At 62.5% G+C, this 23,304-nt stretch carries 20 protein-coding genes and 2 tRNA genes; 8 read left to right on the top strand and 14 right to left on the bottom strand.

What is annotated here, in order from left to right:
* Positions 1–107: 107 nt before the first annotated feature.
* From acs to E8E95_RS11270, 8 genes are all read left to right on the top strand, one after another.
* Positions 108–2,045, top strand: coding sequence for an acetate--CoA ligase (acs, locus tag E8E95_RS11305; RefSeq protein ID WP_280350045.1), 1,938 nt, complete (start codon positions 108–110; stop codon positions 2,043–2,045).
* Positions 2,046–2,105: 60 nt separating this feature from the next.
* On the top strand, positions 2,106–2,981 hold the full coding sequence (locus E8E95_RS11300) for an oxygenase MpaB family protein (protein ID WP_280350043.1): 876 nt from the start codon (positions 2,106–2,108) through the stop codon (positions 2,979–2,981).
* Positions 2,982–3,068: 87 nt separating this feature from the next.
* Positions 3,069–4,247 carry an acetyl-CoA C-acetyltransferase gene (locus E8E95_RS11295; RefSeq protein ID WP_280350040.1) on the top strand — a complete coding sequence of 393 codons (1,179 nt, stop codon included), beginning with the start codon at positions 3,069–3,071 and terminating at the stop codon, positions 4,245–4,247.
* A gap of 146 nt (positions 4,248–4,393) precedes the next feature.
* Positions 4,394–5,413, top strand: coding sequence for a class I SAM-dependent methyltransferase (locus tag E8E95_RS11290; RefSeq protein ID WP_280350038.1), 1,020 nt, complete (start codon positions 4,394–4,396; stop codon positions 5,411–5,413).
* Positions 5,414–5,504: 91 nt separating this feature from the next.
* A complete protein-coding gene (locus E8E95_RS11285) occupies positions 5,505–8,423 on the top strand; it encodes a DUF748 domain-containing protein (RefSeq protein ID WP_280350036.1) in 2,919 nt (972 codons plus the stop codon).
* Between the two features lie 9 nt (positions 8,424–8,432).
* Positions 8,433–8,723, top strand: a complete 291-nt coding sequence (locus E8E95_RS11280) for a DUF2845 domain-containing protein (protein ID WP_280350034.1) — start codon at positions 8,433–8,435, stop codon at positions 8,721–8,723.
* Positions 8,724–8,778: 55 nt separating this feature from the next.
* Positions 8,779–9,084, top strand: a complete 306-nt coding sequence (locus tag E8E95_RS11275) for a DUF2845 domain-containing protein (RefSeq protein WP_179057712.1) — start codon at positions 8,779–8,781, stop codon at positions 9,082–9,084.
* 189 nt (positions 9,085–9,273) lie between these two features.
* The gene (locus E8E95_RS11270) at positions 9,274–10,728 is read left to right on the top strand and encodes a rhomboid family intramembrane serine protease (protein WP_280350031.1); all 1,455 of its coding nucleotides are present in this window, start codon (positions 9,274–9,276) and stop codon (positions 10,726–10,728) included.
* A gap of 46 nt (positions 10,729–10,774) precedes the next feature.
* On the opposite strand, the gene E8E95_RS11265 is transcribed toward E8E95_RS11270, so the two are convergent.
* The 14 genes from E8E95_RS11265 to tpiA form a co-directional block, all read right to left on the bottom strand.
* A complete protein-coding gene (locus tag E8E95_RS11265) occupies positions 10,775–10,972 on the bottom strand; it encodes a CsbD family protein (RefSeq protein WP_280350029.1) in 198 nt (65 codons plus the stop codon).
* 56 nt (positions 10,973–11,028) lie between these two features.
* Positions 11,029–11,388 carry a BON domain-containing protein gene (locus E8E95_RS11260; protein ID WP_280350027.1) on the bottom strand — a complete coding sequence of 120 codons (360 nt, stop codon included), beginning with the start codon at positions 11,386–11,388 and terminating at the stop codon, positions 11,029–11,031.
* Between the two features lie 206 nt (positions 11,389–11,594).
* On the bottom strand, positions 11,595–13,013 hold the full coding sequence (locus E8E95_RS11255) for a hypothetical protein (RefSeq protein ID WP_280350025.1): 1,419 nt from the start codon (positions 13,011–13,013) through the stop codon (positions 11,595–11,597).
* A gap of 89 nt (positions 13,014–13,102) precedes the next feature.
* The gene (pnp, locus tag E8E95_RS11250) at positions 13,103–15,211 is read right to left on the bottom strand and encodes a polyribonucleotide nucleotidyltransferase (RefSeq protein WP_179057716.1); all 2,109 of its coding nucleotides are present in this window, start codon (positions 15,209–15,211) and stop codon (positions 13,103–13,105) included.
* 152 nt (positions 15,212–15,363) lie between these two features.
* On the bottom strand, positions 15,364–15,633 hold the full coding sequence (gene rpsO / locus E8E95_RS11245) for a 30S ribosomal protein S15 (RefSeq protein WP_044874075.1): 270 nt from the start codon (positions 15,631–15,633) through the stop codon (positions 15,364–15,366).
* Between the two features lie 94 nt (positions 15,634–15,727).
* Positions 15,728–16,645 (bottom strand): tRNA pseudouridine(55) synthase TruB, encoded by a 918-nt coding sequence (gene truB, locus E8E95_RS11240; RefSeq protein ID WP_280350022.1) that lies wholly within the window; start codon positions 16,643–16,645, stop codon positions 15,728–15,730.
* 4 nt (positions 16,646–16,649) lie between these two features.
* Positions 16,650–17,039, bottom strand: coding sequence for a 30S ribosome-binding factor RbfA (gene rbfA, locus E8E95_RS11235; protein WP_280350020.1), 390 nt, complete (start codon positions 17,037–17,039; stop codon positions 16,650–16,652).
* Positions 17,040–17,133: 94 nt separating this feature from the next.
* Entirely contained in the window at positions 17,134–19,698 is a 2,565-nt protein-coding gene (gene infB, locus E8E95_RS11230) for a translation initiation factor IF-2 (RefSeq protein WP_280350018.1), read from the bottom strand.
* 25 nt (positions 19,699–19,723) lie between these two features.
* Positions 19,724–21,205 (bottom strand): transcription termination factor NusA, encoded by a 1,482-nt coding sequence (nusA, locus tag E8E95_RS11225; protein WP_280350016.1) that lies wholly within the window; start codon positions 21,203–21,205, stop codon positions 19,724–19,726.
* Positions 21,206–21,252: 47 nt separating this feature from the next.
* A complete protein-coding gene (rimP, locus tag E8E95_RS11220) occupies positions 21,253–21,711 on the bottom strand; it encodes a ribosome maturation factor RimP (RefSeq protein WP_077522867.1) in 459 nt (152 codons plus the stop codon).
* Positions 21,712–21,843: 132 nt separating this feature from the next.
* Positions 21,844–21,920 (bottom strand) — tRNA-Met (locus E8E95_RS11215).
* Positions 21,921–22,017: 97 nt separating this feature from the next.
* Positions 22,018–22,103: transfer RNA gene (locus E8E95_RS11210), tRNA-Leu, on the bottom strand.
* 10 nt (positions 22,104–22,113) lie between these two features.
* Positions 22,114–22,497: a preprotein translocase subunit SecG gene (secG, locus tag E8E95_RS11205; protein WP_077522865.1), complete on the bottom strand. Its 384-nt coding sequence runs from the start codon at positions 22,495–22,497 to the stop codon at positions 22,114–22,116.
* 4 nt (positions 22,498–22,501) lie between these two features.
* Complete coding sequence (gene tpiA / locus E8E95_RS11200) at positions 22,502–23,257, bottom strand: triose-phosphate isomerase (RefSeq protein WP_280350014.1); 756 nt, start codon at positions 23,255–23,257, stop codon at positions 22,502–22,504.
* Between the last annotated feature and the right edge of the window lie 47 nt (positions 23,258–23,304).

Raw genomic sequence — 23,304 nt, 5'->3', positions numbered from 1 at the left:
GATCCGGCGGGCCCCGGGTTCAAAACTCCATGGACAACTCTTGAACCCGGCGACGGCTTGGATGCACCCTTGTCGCCATCTCGGCTTTACAACAACAAGGACCCGCCATGTACGAGATCAGCCTTCACCCCGTGCCGGACGCCGTGCGCAAGCACGCCCTTATCGACAACGATGCCTACCTGCGCCTTTACCAGCAGTCCGTGGAACAGCCCGAGCTGTTCTGGAGCGAGCAGGCGACCAGCTTCCTCACCTGGTTCAAACCCTGGGACCAGCTGCACCACAGTGACCTCGCGAAAGGCGAGGCCGAGTGGTTCAAGGGCGGCAAGCTGAACGTCGCCTACAACTGCATCGACCGCCACCTGGAACAGCGCGGCGAGCAGATCGCCATCATCTGGGAAGGCGACAACCCCAGCGAATCCGCGCAGATCACCTATCGCAAGCTGCACAGCCACGTGGCCCGCCTGGCCAACGTGCTGAAGAGCCGTGGCGTGAAGAAAGGCGACCGGGTCTGCATCTACATGCCGATGATCCCGGAGGCGGCCTACGCCATGCTGGCATGCGCGCGCATTGGCGCCGTGCATTCGGTGGTATTCGGCGGCTTCTCCCCGGATGCCCTGCGCGACCGCATCCTCGACGCCGATTGCCGCACCGTGATCACTGCAGACGAAGGCGTGCGCGGCGGCAAGTACGTCCCGCTGAAGCAGAACGTCGACAAGGCCCTGAAAGACTGCCCGAACGTATCCTCGGTGCTGGTGGTGCAGCGTACCGAAGGCAAGATCGACTGGCAGGACGGGCGCGACCTCTGGTACCACGAGGCCCTGCACGTCGTCAGCGAGGACTGCCCACCCGAATGGATGGATGCCGAGGACCCGCTGTTCATCCTCTACACCTCCGGCTCCACCGGCAAACCCAAAGGCGTGCTGCATACCACCGGCGGTTACCTGCTGGGCGCAGCGATGACCCACAAGTACGTGTTCGACTATCACGACGGCGACATCTACTGGTGCACCGCGGACGTGGGCTGGGTCACCGGCCACAGCTACATCGTCTATGGCCCGTTGGCGAACGCCGCCACCACCCTGATGTTCGAAGGCGTCCCCAATTACCCGGACGCTTCGCGCTTCTGGCAGGTGATCGACAAGCACCAGGTGAACATCTTCTATACCGCCCCCACCGCCCTCCGCGCCCTCATGCGCGAAGGCGAGGAACCGGTGAAGAAGACCTCCCGCGCCAGCCTGCGCCTGCTCGGCAGCGTCGGCGAACCGATCAACCCGGAAGCCTGGGAGTGGTACTACCACGTGGTAGGCGATTGCCGCTGCCCCATCGTCGACACCTGGTGGCAGACCGAAACCGGCAGCATCCTCATCACCCCGCTGCCCGGCGCTACCGCGCTGAAACCCGGCTCGGCCACCCGCCCCTTCTTCGGCGTGCAGCCGGTGCTGCTGGATGAGAAGGGCAAGGAAATCGACGGTGCCGGCGCGGGCGTCCTGGCGATCAAGGCCAGTTGGCCCAGTCAGATCCGCAGCGTCTATGGCGACCACAAGCGGATGATCGACACCTACTTCGCCGCCTATCCCGGCTACTACTTCACGGGCGACGGCGCCCGTCGCGATGAAGACGGCTACTACTGGATCACCGGCCGCGTCGATGACGTGATCAACGTTTCCGGCCACCGCATCGGCACCGCCGAAGTGGAAAGTGCCCTGGTTCTACATGACGCCGTGGCCGAGGCCGCCGTGGTGGGTTACCCGCACGACCTCAAGGGCCAGGGCATCTACGCCTTCGTCACCCCGATGAAGGGCCTGGAACCGACCGAGGAACTCAAGAAGGAGCTGCTGGCGCTGGTCAGCAAGGAGATCGGCAGCTTCGCCAAGCCCGAGCTGATCCAGTGGGCGCCGGGCCTGCCCAAGACCCGTTCGGGCAAGATCATGCGGCGCATCCTGCGCAAGATCGCCTGCAACGAGTTGGATAACCTCGGCGATACTTCCACCCTGGCCGACCCGTCAGTGGTGCAGAACCTGATCGACAAGCGCCTCAACCAGTAAGCCCCCTCAAGGCGCCAGTCTCCCTGGAGACTGGCGCCTTCGCCCGGAAGCACTCGCTGCATGGAATTCATTCGTCGCCGTATTGAAAGCCAAATCATCGGCCTTACCGGTCTCGCCCTTGGCCATCTCGATTTCGAAAACCCCAAGGGCGACCCCGGCCTGTTCGGCCCAGACTCGGTGACCTGGAAGGTTCACGGCGATTTCACCTCGATGATGATCGGCGGCATCAGCGCCTTGCTCTTGCAGATGCTGCATCCCCTGGCGCTTTCCGGCGTCTGGGACCACTCCAATTTCCGCGCGGATATGCTCGGCCGCCTGCGCCGCACCGGCCAGTTCATCTCCGGCACCAGCTATGGCACCCGCAAGGATGCCGACTGGCTGATCGACAAGGTCCGCACCATCCATTCACAGGTGGTGGGCATCGCGCCGGACGGACGCCCCTATGCCGCCAGCGACCCGGATCTGCTGACCTGGGTCCATGTGGCCGAAGTGAGTTGCTTCCTCAAGGCCCATCTTCGCTACCTCAACCCGCACCTTTCCGGGGAAGAACAGGACCGTTACTACGCCGAGATCGCCCTCGTCGCCGAACGGCTCGGTGCGCGGGACGTACCGAAGTCCCGCCAGCAAGTGGCGGACTACCTGGAGGCGATGCGCCCGCACCTTGTCTGCGACGAACGCAGCCGGGAAGTGGTGCGTGTGCTCCTCGGTGCCCCGGCACCCAGCGCAGTGGCCAAGCCCTTCGGCGTACTGATGATGCAGGCTGGCATCGACCTGATGCCGGACTGGGCCAGCGCCATGCTCGACCTGCACCAGCGCCCCTGGCAGCGCCGTGTGGTACGGGACCTGGTCTGGCGGGTGGCGCCGCTGCTGCGCTGGGCCATGCGCAATGGCGCAGTCCATCGTGCGCGCCGACGCATGGGGCTGCCCCCCCGTTGAGAGTGTGGTCCGGTCAAATTGCGTGTGCCACGATCGCTGCTTGCCCGGTCATTGCCTGACCCCATTCACCGCCGCGAGGACAGATCCATGCAAGACGTCGTAATAGTTGCCGCCACCCGCACCGCCATCGGCAGCTTCCAGGGTTCCCTGGCGAACATCCCCGCCCCGGAGCTGGGCGCCGCCGTCATCCGCCAGCTGCTGGCGCAAACCGGCCTCAAGGGGGAGCAGGTCGACGAAGTGATCCTGGGCCAGGTGCTCACCGCCGGCAGCGGCCAGAACCCGGCGCGCCAGGCTGCCATCCTGGCCGGTCTGCCCCATGCGGTTCCCGCCATGACCCTGAACAAGGTCTGCGGCTCCGGTCTCAAGGCCCTGCACCTGGCAGCCCAGGCCATCCGCTGCGGCGACGCCGAGGTGATCATCGCCGGTGGCCAGGAGAACATGAGCCTGGCGCCCTACGTCATGCCGGGTGCTCGCACCGGCCTGCGCATGGGCCACGCCAAGCTGGTGGACAGCATGATCCAGGATGGCCTGTGGGATGCCTTCAACGACTACCACATGGGCATTACTGCCGAGAACCTGGTGGAGAAGTACGGCCTGAACCGCGAGCAGCAGGACGCCTTTGCCGCCGCCTCTCAGCAGAAGGCCGTGGCCGCTATCGAGTCCGGGCGTTTCACGGATGAGATCACCCCCATCCTGATTCCGCAGAAGAAAGGCGATCCGGTCGCCTTCGCCACCGACGAGCAGCCGCGCGCCGGCACGACCGCCGAAGCCCTGGCCAAACTCAAGCCGGCCTTCAAGAAGGACGGCAGCGTCACCGCCGGCAACGCATCCACGCTCAACGACGGCGCTGCCGCCGTGCTGCTGATGAGCGCGGAGAAGGCCAAGGCACTGGGCCTGCCGGTGCTGGCCCGCATCGCCGGTTATGCCAACGCCGGCGTCGATCCTGCGATCATGGGCATCGGCCCGGTGTCCGCTACTCGCCGTTGCCTGGAAAAAGCCGGCTGGAGCCTGGGCGATCTGGACCTGATCGAAGCCAACGAGGCCTTCGCCGCGCAGTCCCTGTCGGTCGGCAAGGAACTGGGCTGGGACGCCGCCAAGGTCAACGTCAATGGCGGCGCTATCGCCCTCGGCCACCCCATCGGTGCCTCCGGCTGCCGCGTGCTGGTGACCCTGTTGCATGAAATGATCAAGCGCGACGCCAAGAAGGGTTTGGCGACCCTCTGCATCGGCGGCGGTCAAGGCGTGGCCCTGGCCATCGAGCGCTAAGCGGTTCTGTAGGTTGGGCTGAGCCCAACGAAGCCCAACGCGATGCCGCCGATTCAGGCCCCTTGTTGGGCTTCGCTTCGCTCTGCGCCAACCTACGGCAAAGCCGCTTTGATAAACTGCGCGCCCCTTTTTGCGAGACGCCGCGCATGTCCTCCGCTCTCATCCAGGCGCTGCGCGCCGCACTCGATGCCCGTCAGCCGCTGCTGGCTGAACTCCATGCCCAAGGCACCGACTGCTATCGGCTGTTCCACGGCAGCCAGGAAGGGGCGCCAGGCCTGACCGTCGACCGCTACGGTCCCCAACTGATGGTGCAAAGCTTCCACCAGACACTGGAACGCGGCCCACTCCTGGACCTGGCCGCTGCGGTGGACGAATTCCTCGGCGAGAAACTGCTGCTGGTCTACAACGACCGTTCCCAGGGCAATTCGCGGATCGATCGTCGCGATCCCATCTATCAGGCAGAACCGGCCGCCCTGGAAGACCTCGTGGGTCGCGAGTGGGGCCTGAACTACCGGGTACGTGGCCGACACGCGGGGCAGGACCCGCTGCTATTCCTCGATCTGCGCAATGCCCGTGGCTGGGTCAAGGACCACAGCGCCGGCAAGTCCGTACTCAACCTGTTCGCCTACACCTGCGGCGTGGGCGTCTGCGCTGCCGGCGGTGGTGCGCGCGAGGTGTGGAACCTGGACTTCGCCGAGGGCAATCTCGCGGTCGGCCGTGAGAACGGCGCCCTCAACCCGGACCTGGCCCCCATGCACTTCGTGCAATCCGATTACTTCCCGGCGATCCGCCAACTGGCCGGCCAGCCCATCGCCCGCCGCCACGGGCAGAAACTGCCCAGCTACCCGCGCCTGGAGCAACGGCAGTTCGACCTGGTGTTCCTCGACCCGCCGGCCTGGGCCAAGAGCGCCTTCGGCACCGTGGACCTGCTGCGCGATTACCAGAGCCTGCTCAAGCCGGCCCTGCTGGCGACCGCGGAAGGCGGCGTGCTGATCTGCAACAACAACCTGGCCAAGGTGGCCATGGACGATTGGCGCGAACTGGTGCTGCGTTGCGCCAGCAAACTGGGCCGTCCAGCCCGTGACTGCCAATCGTTGGCACCGGCCCCCGACTTCCCGTCCCAGGATGCGCGTCCACCGCTCAAGACCCTGATCCTGCAGCTCTGAAAGCCGTTCGGTAACGAGAGCCAGCCGTCAGGCGGAACCCTGAGGCCGTGCCATAATCCAACGCATTCTTCGCCGGGATAGTTGACGCCTCATGTACAAAGGATTGAAACGGGCCGTTTGCGCCCTGCTGATCGTCGTAGCCCTCTACAGCCTGCTTGGCTTTCTGATCATCCCGGGGATCGCCCTGCGGGTGGCCAACCAGCAATTGGCCCAGCACGCCACGGTTCCCGCACGGCTGGAGCGCATCCAGCTCAACCCCTTCAGCCTGGAACTGACCCTCTGGGGGCTGCATATCGGCGAAGACAAGGCCGAGCAGGTCGGCTTCGAACGACTCTATGCCAATCTGGAAATGGACAGCCTCTGGTCCGGCGCCCTGCACCTCGCGGATGTGGAGCTGGAGAAGTCCACCACCGAGGTGCTGTTCGCCAAGGACGGCAAGCTCAACCTGGCCCAGCTGTTCAAGCTGCCGCCCAGCGAGTCCAAGTCGGAAGAACCGGCTGGCGATCCCTTTCCCCTGCGCATCGACCGCATCAAGTTGAACGAGGGTGGTTTGCACTTCCAGGATCTGCGCCCGAGCGAGCCCATCGAGTTCGTCTACGACTCGCTGAACCTGGAACTGCGCAATCTCAGTACGCTGCCCGATGACAGCTCCGAGATGTCCCTGGTCGCCACCGGCCCCTATGGCGGACGAATCGACTGGGAAGGCCAGATCAGCCTGGTGCCGTTCAGTTCCAGCGGCCAGCTGAAGCTCACGGAAGGCAAGATGAACGCCTTCTGGCCCTATGTGCGCGATGCCGTGCCCCTGGTGCTGGAGCAAGGCGTGATCAGCCTGTCCACCGAGTACAAGCTGAACCTGTCCAAGGGCACCCAGCTCAACCTAGACAAGATCTGGATCAAGGTGTCGCCTTTCGCCATGAAGGCGCCGGACAATCGCGCCCTGGTCAAACTGGAGACGCTGGAGGTCAGCGACAGCTCCCTCGACCTGATCAAGCAGGAAGTGGTGATCGGCAAGATCCACAGCCAGAACCTGGAAACCTGGGCAGCCCGTGAAGCCGACGGCCAGCTCGACTGGCAGAAACTGTTCGCCAGCGAAGCCAAGCCAGCAGCCAAGAGCGACGAAAAAACCACCCAGGAGCCCGTCGATGACAAGGCCGAGCCGGGCAAACCCTGGCTGGTGTTGCTGCGCGAAGCCCAACTGCGCGGCTACAAGGTGCACCTCGCCGATCGGGTACCCAAGGAACCGGTTCAACTGGAGCTGGGCCCACTGAACCTGGACCTCAAGGACTTCGACAGCCGCGGCGAGTCTCCCTTCAACCTGAGCCTCGACACCGGCCTCGGCAAGCAGGGCAAGCTGCAGGCGGTGGGCCAGATTCAGCTCAAGCCCACGACCGCCAAGCTGCAGGTGCAGACCCGCGACATCGACCTGCGGGTGGCCCAGGCCTACCTCAGCCCGTTCGTGCACCTGGAACTGCGCAGCGGCATGCTCGACAGCGACCTCAACGTCGACCTCAAGAGCACCGAACCGCTGGCCCTGGCCGTTACCGGCCACGCCCTGGTGAACCAGATGCACACCCTGGACACCATCAAGGAGCGTGACTTCGTCAAATGGCAGCAACTGCTGGTGGAAGGCCTCAACTACCAGCACGGCGACACCCTGAACATCGACAAGGTGAGCCTGAGCCAGCCCTACGCGCGCTTCATCATCAACGAAGACCTCACCACCAACGCCAGTGACCTGGTGATCAAGCAACCTGCCGAGGCTGCCACTCCAGCCACCGCTTCCGCCAAACCGGAGCCTGCCGCCAAGCCCCTGGGCATCCGCATCGGCGGTATCGAGATCAAGGACGGCTCGGCCAACTTCGCCGACTTCAGCCTGACACCGAACTTCGCCACCGCCATCCAGCAGCTCAACGGCGAGATCGGCACCCTCGACAACCGCAACCCCAAGCCGGCCAAGGTCGCAATCAATGGCAAGGTGGATCGTTACGCGCCGGTCACCATCAAAGGCAGCCTGAATCCCTTCGATCCGCTGGACAGCCTGGATATCGCCACCAGCTTCAAGCGTGTCGAACTGACGACCCTGACGCCCTATTCCGGCAAGTTCGCCGGCTACCGTATCCGCAAGGGACGGCTGAACCTGGACCTGCATTACCAGATCGAGAAGGGCCAGTTGAAAGCTGAAAACCATCTCGTGCTGGAACAGTTGCAACTCGGCGAGCAGGTATCCAGTCCCGACGCCGTGGACCTGCCGGTGCGCCTGGCCGTTGCCCTGTTGAAGGACACCGAAGGCAAGATCGACATCAAGCTCCCCGTGGCCGGGAACCTCAACGATCCGCAATTCAGCGTCGCGCCCATTGTCTGGCAGACCCTGCGCAACCTGGTGCTGCGCGCCGTGCAGGCGCCCTTCAACTTCGTTGCCGGCCTGGTGGGGGGTAGCAGCGAAGATCTTGGCCAGGTTCCCTTCCCGCCGGGCAGCAGCGAGCTCGACACCGATGCACAGAAGGCGCTGGACACCCTGGCCGACGCACTGAAGAAGCGACCGGCCCTGCGCCTGGAGGTGGAAGGCGCCAGCGCCAAGACCGCCGACGGCCCGCTGCTGGCCCAGCAGCGACTGGAACGGGAATACCAGAGCACGTACTACAAGATCGCCCAGCGCCGGGGCGACAAGGTGCCTGCCGAGGCAGCCCAGATCGAGGTTCCGGACGACGAGAAAGGGCCTATGCTGGAAGGCATTTACCGCACACGCCTGAAACAACAGCCTCCGGCCGAGTGGAAGGAACTGGACAACGAGCAGCGCACGACCAAGCTGCGCGATGCGGTGCTGGCGTCCTGGGCACAGAGCGATCTGCTGCTGCGCCAGTTGGGCCAGGCCCGCGCTGCCACCATCAAGGATTACCTGGTGGACCGTGGCGGTCTTGGCGATGAGCGCATCTTCCTGCTCGACGTCAGCCTGGTGGACCCCAACCAGGCCGGAGAAGTGATCACTCCGCTGCACCTGGACAGCGAGTAGGAGCCCTCCATGCGTACGCTGCCGCTCGCCCTGCTGACCCTCGTCCTGGCCGCTCCGGCCTGGGCTGAGACCATGCGCTGCGGCAGCAAGCTGATCAGCCTCGGCGACCGCACCTTCGAGGTCCTGCAGAAATGCGGAGAGCCGGTGCACCGCGATCTTGTCGGCTACACCCTCGGCTCCTATGACCGGCGCGAGTTCAACGTGGAGGAATGGGTCTATGGCCCTAATAACGGCATGCTCAGCATCCTCACGTTCGAGGGCAATCGCCTGGTGCGCATTGAAACCCGGCGCAGTCGCTGACGCCCATCGGCGCCGGGTGTAGGCTGTAGCGACCTCCCGCTATTCGGACATTCCCGTGAAGTGTCGCGTCCTTCTCTTCGCCTCGCTGTTGCTGGCTCTGGGCAACGCCCATGCCTCCTCCACCTTGCGTTGCAACAGCAACCTCATCAGCCTTGATGACACCACCGGCGAAGTCCTGGAGAAGTGCGGCGAACCCATCAGCCGTGCCGACCTGGGTTTCAAGGAGGTGGTCGACGAGTACTACCGGCGCAACGAGGTTCGGGTCGAGGAATGGGTCTACGGACCCCGCAACGGCATGTACCAATTCCTCCGATTCGAGGGCAATCGACTGCGCAATATCGACAGCAAACGGGGCAACTGACAGCCGCTCGGACGGAATGCTAGGCTCTGCGCACGCTTACCACCGGACAGGATGCCGCCCCCATGAAAGCCTTTGCCTGCGCCCTTGCAGCCACCCTCCCGCTGACCTTCGAGGCCACCGCCAGCGCCTTCCGCTGCGAGAGCAGACTCGTCAACGAAATCGACAGCAAGCGCAACTGAGCGGCGCGCGATGATCATCCTTCCCGCTGATCAACCCCTCGACTGGCGACGCCCGCCCGTCATCACCCTGCTGCTGATCCTGCTCAACACCCTGATCTACCTCGTCTACCAGGGCGGCGATCAGGCACGCGCCGAAGAAGCGCAGCAAATCTACCTGAACGGCGGCCTGCTCAACCGCGAGCGCGCGCTGTTCATCGACCACCTGGTGGAGCGCGAGAAGTTCGACGCCGACCAGCGCCACAGCATCGACGCCATGCGCCGCCAGGACCTGGCGGCCATCATCCTCCGCGACCTGGAATTCGAGGACTGGTTGCACCGCCTCCCGGCCTACCAGGCCGACCCTGCGTGGCAGCAGGCACGGCTGAAGGCCGAAGCAGCGCGGGACCTTATCAGCGCCCAGCGGTTCGGCTTCATTCCCAACAAGTTCAGTGTCCAGGGGCTGTTCGGCGCCATGTTCCTGCATGGCAGTTTCGATCACCTGCTGGGCAACATGATTTTCCTGTTCATCTGCGGCTTCGCCCTGGAAGCGGCACTCGGACGCTGGGTCTACCTCGGCCTCTACCTGGCAAGCGGACTCGCTTCGCACCTGCTCTGGTGGGCCATGGACCCGGTCTGGGTCGCCGGCATCGGTGCCTCGGGGGCGGTATCGGGACTGATGGGCATGACCATTGGCGTCTACGGCCTGCGCAGGATCCGCTTCTTCTACTGGCTGGGCCCCCTGATCGGCTACTTCAAGGCGCCGGCCTTGTGGATATTTCCCGCATGGCTCGGCAAGGAGCTATACGGCGTGCTGCTGGCCGATGACCACGTGAACTACTACGCGCATCTCGGCGGCCTGGCCTTCGGCTTCCTCTCGACCTGGACGCTGCACAAGGTGGGATTCCTAAAGGTGGATGAGGCCTATCTGAACAAGGAAGATCCGGACGCGCCGTTCAAGCGCGAGCTGGCAGCCCTCGACCAGCTCATCGGCCGTTTCGCCCTCGATCAGGCCGCCCCGCGCGGCCTCGACCTGCTGCAGCGCTACCCCGGCCGACTGGCGCTCCTGGAACGGCTCTATCCCGTGGCCAAGAGTCGCCAGGACAAACCGTTGCTGACCGCGGTACTGAAGCAACTGTTCAGCCTGCCCGAACAAGCGGCCGCCCTGCCCCTGCTGCAGAAGCTGGCCAACGATGTCGCCGATCCGCAGCAACGCCTGCTGCAGCATCCGGCCGTGCTGCTGCACTTGCTGCAACGCCTGATCAAGTCTGGGGACAGCACGCACGCCCAGGCACCCTGGCGCCGACTCTGCCAGGCGAATCCGGTACCACCGCAGCTTCCCGGGCTGACCCTGCAACTGGCCAAGCAACTGGGCCAGCGCCAGGACCTGCGCGGAGTGGGTGAACTCGGCCAATACCTGCGCAGGGCCTTCCCCGAAGCCGAACAGACGCGCCAACTGGCGCTGTACCAACAGCACCTGGCGCGCTGATAGAAAAAGCCCCGCAATTGCGGGGCTTTTCTTTTGCCAGCAGCCGTCAGACGCGAGTGCTGAAATCGCGGACTTCCTGCTCCGCACGCTCCTTGCTCCAGCCGTAGCGCTCTTGCAACTTGCCGACCAGGTACTCGCTATGGCCTTCAGCCACGTCCAGGTCGTCATCGGTAAGGTCGCCCCACTTTTCCTTCATGCGGCCGTTGAGCTGCTTCCATTTGCCTTTAATGATGTCGGCGTTCATAGAGATGCTCCTATTGCTGTTGCCGGGCCGCTCGGAAAGAGGCGGCCCGGCCAGGGTTAGTCGGCGGACTTCAGACCGTCGGCAGAAACCGCAGTGACACCTTTGATGTTCTTGGCGGTTTCGATGGCCAGGTCACGCTCAGCATCGGTCTTGACCATGCCGGACAGTGCGACCACTCCCTTTTTGGTTTCGACCTTGATGTCCATGCCGCTGAGGTTTTTGTCAGCCAGGAATGTCGATTTGACCTTGCTGGTGATCCAGGTGTCCGAGACAGCCTCTTCGGCCTTCTGAACGGTGTCGCTAGCTGCCAGCATGGTTTGACCGCTGGTTTCTGCGTAAGCGCCGGTAGCGAACGGCAGGCTGATGGCGGCAGCAGTAACAGCGGCAAAGGTCCACTTGGGGAAAGACTGTTTCATGAGGGGTTCTCCTCTTTTCTTCGGAACATCTGCAGCAGCTTCCTGGCTGCAGGGTCGCCAGGAATGTCGCAAGGCCTGTGCCAGCTTCCGAGAAAAGCAAAAACCCAATCAAATCAGCGAGATGGGAGCATTAGCAAAAGGGCCACCACATGCAGTCTGCAAGTTCTCTCCCGAGCGGCCTTGCAGACTGCACGATAGAAACCTTCTCAGCGTCCCATGTCGCCCAATCGGGAAATGGTGCCTTCCAGGGCGGTGACCTGGTCCAGCAGAGGCGAAGCCGGATAGCGTGCGCGGATGTAGGCCAGCAGCTTCTGCGCCGGCTCCACCTGCCCGAGTCCTTCGGCGAAACCGCGCGCCGCCAGGAGGTAGGCACGGGGAATGTGCGGATAGTCAGGAAAACGCTGGTGCAGGTTGCGCAGCAGACTCAGGGCTTCGCGAACCTTGTGGCGATCGAGCAAGGCGCCTGCGATCTGCTCGCACACCATTGCGTCGCCTGGAAGAAAATCGGCCTGCAACTGACGGGCATTGAGCAGCGCCGTAGCAGCCAGTGCAGGATTCTGGCGGGCGACCAAAGGCAAGTAATGCTCCAGGTGCCGCAGACAGCGCTCCCGCGCTCCCAATCCGAATAGCAACTGGTGGTAACGCTCGTTCAGGCGCAGATCCTCAGGGTCGCGCTGCAGGGCAATGGTGAGTATTTCCAGTGCGCCGTCACTCTGACCTTCCTTGAGGCGAATCTCGGCTTCCACGAGTGCCTTGCGGCGGCGCCATTCGCTTTCCGGCAAGCCCTGCTGGGTACCTTCCTCGGCAATGGCAAAACCCAGCGCCCCCTGATACTGGAACACGGCATAGCCCATCATGCTGCACATCACCACGCCGAAGTATCCGAAGAGGAAGGTGGCGATGGGCATCAGCACCACCTTCGGAAGACCGCCGGAAAGCATCCAGGCCACGTAGCTGGGCGATTGCCAGAGGATGAAGAGAAAGGCGCAGAGGATCAGGTAACGCCAGCCCATGGCCTTGATCACCTCACCCACCTGATCGGGGCTCAGCGCCGCACCGAGTTCCTTGCTCAGCGCCAGGCGGATGCTGCTGGCCGGCAGCAGGAGGACGATGGCGATGTTCACCACCCAGAAGATCGTCTCGCTGTTGAAATCCGCCGCCAGCCACAAGGCCCCCAGCGCAATGGCGAAGACCGCCATCTGCTTGAAGAACAATGAAAAGCCTTCCCCTGCGAAAGCGCTGACCAGTGAAGGCGCTTCGCGAACGCCTTCACTGCTGGACTCGATCACGCTGTGGAAATACTTCGTGGCGATGCTCAACAGGATGATCCAGAGGATCAGCGAGCGCGGCATGAACAAGCCTGCGAGGGCCAACAGTGCACTGAAGGCCAGCGGGCCGGTCTGCAGGCCATACGCGAAGAAGTGAGGCAGGCGTTCCCAGAAGGGCTGGGCGGTGTTGGCAGCGCCGAGGAAGGTCAGCTGGCTGCGGCACAGTGGGCAGACGGGGCTGTCGTCAGGCGTGTCTGCATTCAGGGGAATGCAGCAATCGCCGAAATGGCGCTGGCAGGGCACGCAGTGCCAGGTTGCGGGTTGGGCGGGATGGTACTGGCAGAGCGTCTTGTCCATGACTGTTCCAGGCACGATGGCGGTTCGCCATTGTCCGGGCAAAAAAAGAGGGCCCGCAAGGGGCCCTCTCTTTCATCGTGCGGCGATTATCAAACGCCCGAAGCCTCGGCGGCTTCTACGTCCTTCATCGACAGCTTGATGCGACCACGGTTGTCGACGTCCAGAACCAGGACTTTGACTTCCTGGCCTTCCTGCAGAACGTCGGTGACCTTGTCGATGCGCTTGTCGCTGATCTGCGAGATGTGCACCAGGCCGTCTTTGCCCGGCAGGATGTTGACGAAGGCGCCGAAGTCGACGATGCGCTCGACCTTGCCCACGTACACCTTGCCCACTTCGGCTTCAGCGGTGATACCCAGAACGCGCTGACGCGCGGCCTCGGCAGCTTCCTTGGTCTCGCCGAAGATCTTCACGCTGCCATCGTCTTCGATGTCGATGGAAGCCTTGGTCTCTTCGCAGATCGAACGGATGGTAGCGCCGCCCTTGCCGATGACGTCGCGAATTTTATCGGTGTCGATCTTCATCGCGATCATGGTCGGTGCGTTGGCCGACAGCTCGCTGCGGGACTGGGCGATGATCTGGTTCATCTGGCCGAGGATGTTCAGACGCGCTTCCAGAGCCTGCTCCAGAGCGATCTCCATGATCTCTTCGGTGATGCCGTTGATCTTGATGTCCATCTGCAGCGCGGTCACGCCCTTGGCGGTACCGGCTACCTTGAAGTCCATGTCGCCCAGGTGGTCTTCGTCACCCAGGATGTCGGTCAGAACGGCGAACTTGTCACCTTCCTTGACCAGGCCCATGGCGATACCGGCAACCGGCGCCTTCATCGGCACGCCAGCATCCATCAGCGCCAGGGAAGCACCGCAAACGGAAGCCATGGAGCTGGAACCGTTGGACTCGGTGATCTCGGACACGACACGGATGGTGTAGGGGAACTCGTCGCCTTTCGGCAGCATGGCGGAAACGCCACGACGGGCCAGGCGGCCGTGGCCGATTTCGCGGCGACCGGCGCTGCCCATACGGCCGCACTCACCTACCGAGAACGGCGGGAAGTTGTAGTGCAGCATGAAGGCGTCCTTGCGCTCGCCTTCCAGGGTGTCCAGCAGCTGGGCGTCACGGGCGGTGCCGAGGGTGGCAACGACCAGGGCCTGGGTTTCGCCACGGGTGAACAGGGCGGAACCGTGAGTCTTGTCCAGCACGCCGACTTCGATCTTCAGCGGACGTACGGTGCGGGTGTCACGGCCGTCGATACGCGGCTTGCCGTTGACGATGTTCTCGCGAACGGTGCGGTATTCCAGCAGGCCGAAGGCGTCTTTCACTTCACCCGCCGGGAACTGGCCAGCTTCTTCGCCAACGAAGCGGGCGATGACCTGGTCACGCAGCTCGTCCAGGCGGCTGTAGCGGTCCTGCTTGATGGTGATGGTGTAGGCCTGGGAGATGGCCTCGCCGAACTCGGCCTTGATGGCGCTGAGCAGGGCGGTGTTTTCGGCCGGGGCGGTCCAGTTCCAGGTCGGTTTGCCAGCTTCGGCAGCGAATTCCTTCACGGCCTGGATCACGGCCTGGAATTCCTGGTGGGCGAAGAGTACGCCGCCCAGCATCTGGTCTTCGGTCAGCTCTTGGGCTTCCGACTCAACCATCAGTACGGCGTCTTGGGTACCGGCAACCACCATGTCCAGGCTGGAGGCCTTGAGCTGCTCGTAGTTGGGGTTCAGCAGGTAGCCGGTCTCTTCGTGGTAGGCCACGCGAGCGGCGCCGATCGGGCCGGCGAACGGAATGCCGGAGATGGCCAGGGCTGCGGAGGTACCGATCATGGCGGCGATGTCCGGATCGGTCTTCTTGTTGGTGGAGACCACGGTGCAGATGACCTGCACTTCGTTCAGGAAGCCTTCCGGGAAGAGCGGACGGATCGGACGGTCGATCAGGCGCGAGGTCAGGGTCTCTTTCTCGGACGGACGACCTTCACGCTTGAAGAAGCCACCGGGGATACGGCCGGCAGCGTAGGTTTTTTCCTGGTAGTGCACGGACAGGGGGAAGAAGCCCTTGCCCGGGTCAGCTTGCTTGGCGCCGACCACGGTCACCAGTACGGTGACGTCTTCGTCCATGGTGACCAGTACGGCACCGGAGGCTTGACGGGCGATACGGCCAGTCTCGAGGGTTACGGTCGATTGACCGAACTGGAACTTCTTGATTACCGGGTTCACGGTGTTTTCCTTCTCTGTGTTGCCTTGGGGGAAATCGGGGGGAGGGCGGGAGTCGGACCCGTTTCAATCCCTTAAAAAACCAGAAGCCGGAAAGCCGAAAGCTGGAACGATGTCCAGCTTCCGGTTTCCAGCTTCCAGCTCGTCTGTGTCGCTTAGCGACGCAGACCCAGACGACCGATCAGGGCGCTGTAACGAGAGGTGTCCTTACCCTTCAGGTAGTCCAGCAGCTTGCGGCGCTGGTTAACCATGCGGATCAGACCACGACGGGAGTGGTGGTCTTTGCCGTTGGCCTTGAAGTGATCCTGCAGCTTGTTGATGTTGGCGGTCAGCAGGGCAACCTGCACTTCCGGAGAACCGGTATCGCCTTCAGCTTGCTTGTACTCGTTAACGATCTGGGCTTTTTCAGCAACGCTCAGTGCCATGATGGGCTTCCTCTGAGAGTAATAGGCCGGGACGTGCGTCCCGTGTTTAAAAAGGAGGATTGACCGTGCCTATTAACAGCCATCCTCGGATCGGTCATTCCGACCGAATCAGTCGACGCGGCGCAACGCGCCCGTCATCGCTCACTTCACCGATACCGATGAAGCGACCGGTATGATCCTGAACTCGCATCATGCCGAACTTCGGCGCTTCCGGAGCTCGCACCGGCTGGCCATGAAGCCAGTAGTAGGCGCTGTGTTCGGTAAGCTGGATCAGCGGCCAATGTTCCAGTCCGCTGTCGACCGGCAGGAGGAACTGATCGATTGCCTCGTTACCGCCTTCGGCGTGGACCTTCTCGAGAGTCTCCAGGCTGATCGCCTGGGCCAGCACGAAGGGGCCCGCCTGGGTCCGGCGCAGCTCCGCCACGTGGGCGCCGCATCCGAGTGCCTGGCCAAGATCCTCGACCAGAGTGCGGATGTAGGTACCCTTGCTGCAAGCTACGGCCAATCTTGCCTGGCTGTTCTCACAGGCCAGCAATTCCAGGCGCGCAATAGTAACAGAACGCGCCTCGCGCTCCACTACTTCACCAGCACGTGCCAGCTTGTAGAGGGGTTGCCCGTCCTTCTTGAGGGCAGAGTACATCGGCGGTATCTGTTTGATTTCGCCACGAAAACGCGGCAGCAGAGCCTCGATGTCCTCGCGACCAACGGTCACCTCGCGACGCTCGGTCACTTCACCTTCGGCATCACCAGTGGAGGTGGTTACGCCAAGCTGCGCCAGGGTTTCGTAACCCTTGTCGGCATCCAGCAGGTACTGGGAGAACTTGGTCGCCTCGCCGAAGCACAGCGGCAACACGCCTGTCGCCAGCGGATCGAGGCTGCCGGTATGACCAGCCTTCTCGGCGTTGAGCAACCAGCGCACCTTCTGCAGCGCGGCGTTGGAACTCATGCCGTGCGGCTTGTCGAGGATCAGCACACCGCTGACATTGCGGCGAATACGTTTTACCTGGGCCACGCCATTACTCCTCGTCGTTGCCCGGGTGCTTGCGGTCTTCCGCCACGGCGCGCTCGATCAGCGCCGACAGCTCCGCACCGCGACGGATGCTCGCGTCGTAGTGGAAGTGCAATTGCGGCACGCTGCGCAGTTTCATGGCCTTGCCCAGTTGCATGCGCAGGAAACCGGCGGCGTCCTGCAGGATGTCGAGGTTGAGTTTGACCTTCTCGGCATTGTCGTCCTGGCCCATTACGGTGATGAACACCTTGGCGTGGGATAGGTCGCGGCTCACATCGACAGCGGTGATGGTTACAAGACCCAGGCGCGGGTCTTTGATCTCACGCTGGATCAGCAGCGCCAATTCGCGCTGCATCTGGTCGCCGATGCGCTGGGTACGGCTGTAGTCTTTAGCCATTTCGTTTCACTCTTGAACGCTTAAAAGCCGAAAGCCAGGAGTGGAAAGCGATGGCTTCCAGCTCCTGGCTCCCGGCTTGTGGCAAGCGCGACACTTACAGGGTGCGCGCCACCTGGACCTTCTCGAAGACTTCGATCTTGTCGCCGACTTTGACGTCGTTGTAGCTCTTCACGCCGATACCGCACTCCATGCCAGCACGCACCTCGGACACGTCGTCCTTGAAGCGGCGCAGGGATTCCAGTTCGCCTTCGAAGATCACCACATCGTCGCGCAGTACGCGGATCGGACGGTTGCGGTGTACCAGACCCTCGGTAACCATGCAGCCAGCGACCGCGCCGAACTTCGGCGAGCGGAACACGTCACGCACTTCGGCGATACCCAGGATGTTCTCCCGGACTTCGCTGCCCAGCATGCCGGACAGTGCTTTCTTAACGTCTTCGATGATGTCGTAGATGATGTTGTAGTAGCGCAGGTCCAGACCTTCCTGCTCGACGATCTTGCGCGCACCGGCATCGGCACGCACGTTGAAGCCGAACAGCACGGCGTTGGACGCCAGCGCCAGGTTGGCGTCGCTCTCGGTGATACCACCTACGCCGCCACCCACAACACGCACCTGAACTTCTTCGTTGCCGATATCGGCCAGGGCGCCCTGCAGGGCTTCGAGAGAACCGCGCACATCGGACTTGAGCACGATGTTGAGGGTCTTCTTCTCGTCCTGCCCCATGCTTTCGAAGATGTTTTCCAGCTTGGAGGACTGCTGGCGAGCCAGCTTGACCTCGCGGAACTTGCCTTGACGGAACAGGGCAACTTCACGTGCTTTCTTCTCGTCGGCGACCACGGTCAGGTCATCACCGGCGTCCGGAGTGCCATCCAGGCCGAGGATCTCGACAGGGATGGACGGACCGGCTTCTTTAACCGGCTTGCCGTTCTCGTCGAGCATGGCGCGGACGCGGCCGTAGTTGACGCCGCAGAGAACCATGTCGCCCTGGCGCAGGGTACCGTCCTGAACCAGAACGGTAGCGACCGGACCGCGGCCCTTGTCCAGGCGGGACTCGACCACGACGCCACGGCCAGGGGCCGACGGAGTGGCGGTGAGTTCCAGGACTTCGGCTTGCAGCAGCACGGCTTCGAGCAACTCGTCGACACCGGTACCAGCCTTGGCCGAAACAGGTACGAACTGGGTATCGCCGCCCCACTCTTCCGGGATCACATCCAGCGCGGCCAGGCCGTTCTTGATGTTGTCCGGGTTGGCTTCCGGCTTGTCCATCTTGTTGACCGCGACCACGATAGGCACGCCAGCCGCTTTCGCGTGCTGTACGGCTTCAATGGTCTGCGGCATCACGCCGTCGTCGGCCGCCACCACCAGGATGACGATGTCGGTGGCCTTGGCACCACGGGCACGCATGGCGGTGAACGCCGCGTGGCCAGGGGTGTCGAGGAAGGTCACCATGCCGCGATCGGTTTCGACGTGGTAGGCACCGATGTGCTGGGTGATACCACCCGCTTCACCGCTGGCCACTTTGGTACGACGAATGTAGTCGAGCAGGGAGGTCTTACCGTGGTCGACGTGGCCCATTACGGTCACTACCGGCGCGCGGGTCAGGGCTTCGCCTTCGAACTTCAGGTACTCAGCCAGTTGGTCTTCCAGGGCGTTCTCGTTGACCAGCTTGACCTTGTGGCCGAACTCTTCGGCGATCAGTTGAGCAGTCTCGCGATCGAGCACCTGGTTGATGGTCACCGGAGTGCCCATCTTGAACATGAACTTGACGACTTCGGCGCCTTTAACCGTCATCTGTGCGGCCAGTTCGGCCACGGTGATGGTCTCGCCGATGCTGACTTCACGCACGATAGGTCCTGTCGGGCTCTGGAACCCGTGCTGGTTACGCTTTTTCAGCTTGGACTTGCCGCCTCGGCCACCGCGACGGAAGGAATCACTCTCTTCCTCGGTGCTACGCGGCGCGACTCGGGGAGCCGGAGCCTTTTCCTTCTCTTTGAGGGAAGGACGGTGCTGCGCATGCTTGCGGTCGCGGCGATCGTCTTCATCACGAGCACGCTCGGGACGACGAACCTCTTCCTTCTTGCGCTCGCCGTTCACCGCAGCTGCGCCAGCCGCAGCAGGAGCAGCTGCTGCAGTGGCAGCGGCAGCGACAGCGACCACAGGTGCAGCGGCAACAGCAGCCGGCGCGCCAGCCGCAACAGCGACTTCCGCGGGAGCGCTATCGACAACCACCTTGGCACGAGCTTCCGCTTCGCGACGGGCAGCCTCTTCGGCACGCTGACGAGCTTCTTCCTCGGCCTTCAGTCGAGCAGCTTCCTCCGCCGCGCGTTGCTCTTCGAGTTCGCGCTGACGCTCAGCCTCGATCTCGTCAGGGCTGCGCTTGACGTAGGTTTTCTTCTTGCGTACTTCGACGTTGATGGTCTTGCTACCGGCGACCCTCAACGTAGTAGTGGTCTTGCGCTGCAGGGTAATCTTGCGCGGCTCTTCCAGGCGCTCACCGTGGCTGCTCTTGAGATGGGCCAGCAGGGCCTGCTTCTCATTGTCGGTTACAACCTGTTCGGCGCTGGTGTGCGGCAATCCCGCCTCGCGCATCTGCAGCAGCAGGCGCTCCACCGGTGTATCGACCACTTGGGCCAGTTCTTTCACCGTGACTTGCGTCATGCACTTCTCTCCTAGGCCGCGAAACTTACTCGAACCAGTGGGCTCGGGCGGCCATGATCAGCTTGCCGGCACGCTCTTCGTCCATGCCGTCGATGTCGAGCAGGTCATCAATCGACTGCTCGGCTAGGTCTTCGCGGTTAATAACGCCACGTACGGCGAGTTCAACAGCCAGATCCTTGTCCATGCCTTCCAGGGAAAGCAGGTCTTCGGCAGGCTGGGCATCCGCCAGCTTCTCTTCGGTCGCGATGGCCTTGGTCAGCAGGCGGTCCTTCGCACGAGCACGCAGCTCGTTGACGATGTCCTCGTCGAAGCCGTCGATGCTGAGCATTTCTTCCATGGGCACGTAGGCGATTTCTTCCAGGCTGGTGAAACCTTCTTCAACCAGGACCTGGGCCAGCTCTTCGTCCACTTCCAGCTCTTCAACGAAGGCGCGCAGGATGTCGCCGGTTTCGGCTTGCTGCTTGGCCTGGATGTCCGCTTCGGTCATCACGTTGAGGGTCCAACCGGTCAGTTGGCTGGCCAACCGCACGTTCTGACCACCACGACCAATGGCCTGGGCCAGGTTGTCTTCGGCAACGGCGATGTCCATCGCGTGGGCATCTTCGTCGACGATGATCGCTACCACTTCGGCCGGAGCCATGGCATTGATCACGAACTGCGCAGGGTTGTCGTCCCACAGGACGATATCGACGCGCTCGCCACCCAGTTCGCCGGAAACGGCCTGGACGCGGGAACCGCGCATGCCGATGCAGGCGCCCTGCGGGTCGATACGTTTGTCCTTGGAGCGCACAGCGATCTTGGCGCGCGAACCCGGGTCACGGGACGCAGCCATCACTTCAATCAGCTCTTCGGCGATTTCCGGCACTTCGATGCGGAACAGTTCGATCAGCATCTGCGGCGCAGTACGCGACAGGATCAGTTGCGGACCGCGGTTCTCGGTGCGGATTTCCTTCAGCAGGGCACGGACACGGGCACCGACGCGGAAAGTTTCGCGAGCGATGATGTCCTCGCGAGCCAGGAGCGCTTCGGCATTGTTGCCCAGGTCGACGATCACGTTGTCGCGAGTGACCTTCTTCACGGTACCGAAAATGATGTCACCCAGCTTCTCGCGGTAGGCTTCAACTACCTGAGCACGCTCGGCTTCACGCACCTTCTGCACGATGACCTGCTTGGCGGTCTGGGCAGCGATGCGGCCGAACTCGATGGAGTCGATCTTCTCTTCGATGATGTCGCCAATCTTGGCTTGCTCATCGCGAGCCTGAGCCTGGTCGAGGGTCAGCTGGATCGCCGGATCCTCGAAATCGTCTTCCTCGACCACAGTCCAGCGACGGAAAGTGTCGTAGATACCGCTCTGACGATTAATCGACACTCGCAGGTCGACCTCGTCTTCAAAACGCTTCTTGGTAGCAGTGGCCAGGGCCAGCTCCAGCGCCTCGAAAATAACGCCAGCCGGTACACCCTTTTCATTGGATACCGACTCAACAACCAGCAGTACTTCTTTGCTCATCGTACGCCTCGCCTTTCGCAATCCATTGGATCCGCGGGATCCGCGTCTCAGTCAAAACGGGGAATGATGTTGGCCTTGTCGATCAACTCGATCGGCAGGAGGAACTCGCGGTCTTCGATAAGAACAACCACGTCCTGCTCCTCCACCCCGCGGAGGAGCCCCTGAAAATTGCGCCGCCCTTCAAAGGGTGAACGCAGCTTGATCTTGACCAGCTCACCGGCGTGGGCCGCAAACTGTTCAAGGGTGAACAGCGGACGATCCATGCCCGGCGAAGATACTTCGAGGGTGTATTCGTTGCTGATCGGGTCCTCGACGTCGAGCACACCACTGATCTGCCGACTGACCTTCTCGCAATCATCGACCAGGATGCCGTTTTCGTGATCGATATAGATACGCAGCAGGGAATGCCGCCCTTGAGACAGGAACTCGATGCCCCAGCACTGATAACCGAGCGCTTCGACTACCGGGGCCAACAAGGCCTGCAACTGTTCTAGCTTGCTCGACACCTGATCGCCTCTCGCATGCTGTGCAAATAAAAAATGGGCGAAACGCCCATCCCTTCAAAAACCGCCTGATCTGTGATCGGAGGTCAACTGTCCAGCTAGCAAAAAGCCCCTAAAAAGGGGCTTCGCGACTACTGGTTGCGGGGGCTGGATTTGAACCAACGACCTTCGGGTTATGAGCCCGACGAGCTACCAGACTGCTCCACCCCGCGTCAAAGCTGGTGCGAGAGTATACGGCCAGCACCTTGCGTGGTCAACCGAACATCCCGCAAAGAGAAGGCCCGCATCACTGCGGGCCTTCACTTTGTATGGTACCGAGGAGGGGACTCGAACCCCTACAGCCTATGGCCACTACCACCTCAAGGTAGCGTGTCTACCAATTCCACCACCTCGGCAAAACTTGCCTTACTTCTGCTCTGGAGCTTGCGGCACATCACCCGATTGGGTAGCTGGCTTCTGCTCTTCGAGCACCGGCACATCATCAGCTGCCGGCTTGGCGGGTTGAACTTCGAGAGCCGCCGGATCCGGCAGACCTACGTTGCTCAGCGCCTCAGCCTTTTCTTTAGCGAAGAACGCTAAGCCCAGGCTGGTAATGAAAAAAACCGCGGCGAGTATAGCAGTAACTCGACTCAAAAAGGTAGCGGAACCTTGGCTTCCGAATACGGTTGCCGAAGCACCGGAGCCAAAGGAGGCACCAGCATCCGCGCCCTTGCCCTGCTGAACCAGCACCAGGCCTACAACGCCCAGAGCAACCAGCAAGTGCACCACAATTACGACAGTTTCCAGCATCTCGTCAGCTTCCTGCGGCGCGACAGATCGCACCGAACTCATCCGCATTCAGGGAGGCACCACCAACCAGCCCCCCATCGATATCCGGCATGCCGAACAAGTCGGCCGCACTGGCCGCCTTCACACTGCCGCCGTACAGAATTCGTACGCCGCGAGCAACTTCAGCATTCTCCGCCGACAGTTGCGAGCGAATCGCTGCATGAACCTCTTGCGCCTGCTGCGGCGAGGCCGTCAGCCCCGTACCAATGGCCCAAACCGGCTCATAGGCAATTACCGCTTGCGCAAATGCGCCCACACCAAGCTCTTCGATCACGCTACCCAGCTGACGCCCTACAACCTCGAGCGTCCTGCCGGCTTCGCGCTGCTCCCGGGTCTCACCGACACATAGCACCGGAACCAGACCACAGGATTGAGCAGCAGCGAACTTGCGACTCACGACTTCGTCGCTTTCGCCCAGAATCAGGCGTCGCTCCGAATGACCAACCAGAACCAGACTGCAACCCACGTCTACCAACTGGCTTGCCGCAATCTCTCCGGTGAGGGCTCCCTGCACCGGCTCCACCGCACAATTCTGCGCACCCACGACAATCGACTTGCCGTCCAGGCCTTGAAGGACCTGATTGATGTACAGACAGGGCGGCATGACCGCGACTTCGACGCCAGTAGGCAAGGCCAATTGGCGCAAGCCTTTGATCAGCTCTGCGACGCTGGCGCGGGTACCGTGCATTTTCCAGTTACCGGCTACCAGAGGTCGGCGCATGCTTTATCTCGTCGATCAAAGTGGGCGCAGATGTTACCCAAGAGATT

This window comes from Pseudomonas sp. BN414 (assembly GCF_029871275.1).
In the GTDB taxonomy this organism is placed as follows: Bacteria; Pseudomonadota; Gammaproteobacteria; order Pseudomonadales; family Pseudomonadaceae; genus Metapseudomonas; species Metapseudomonas resinovorans_C.
This window is presented reverse-complemented; position numbering and strand designations above follow the sequence as displayed.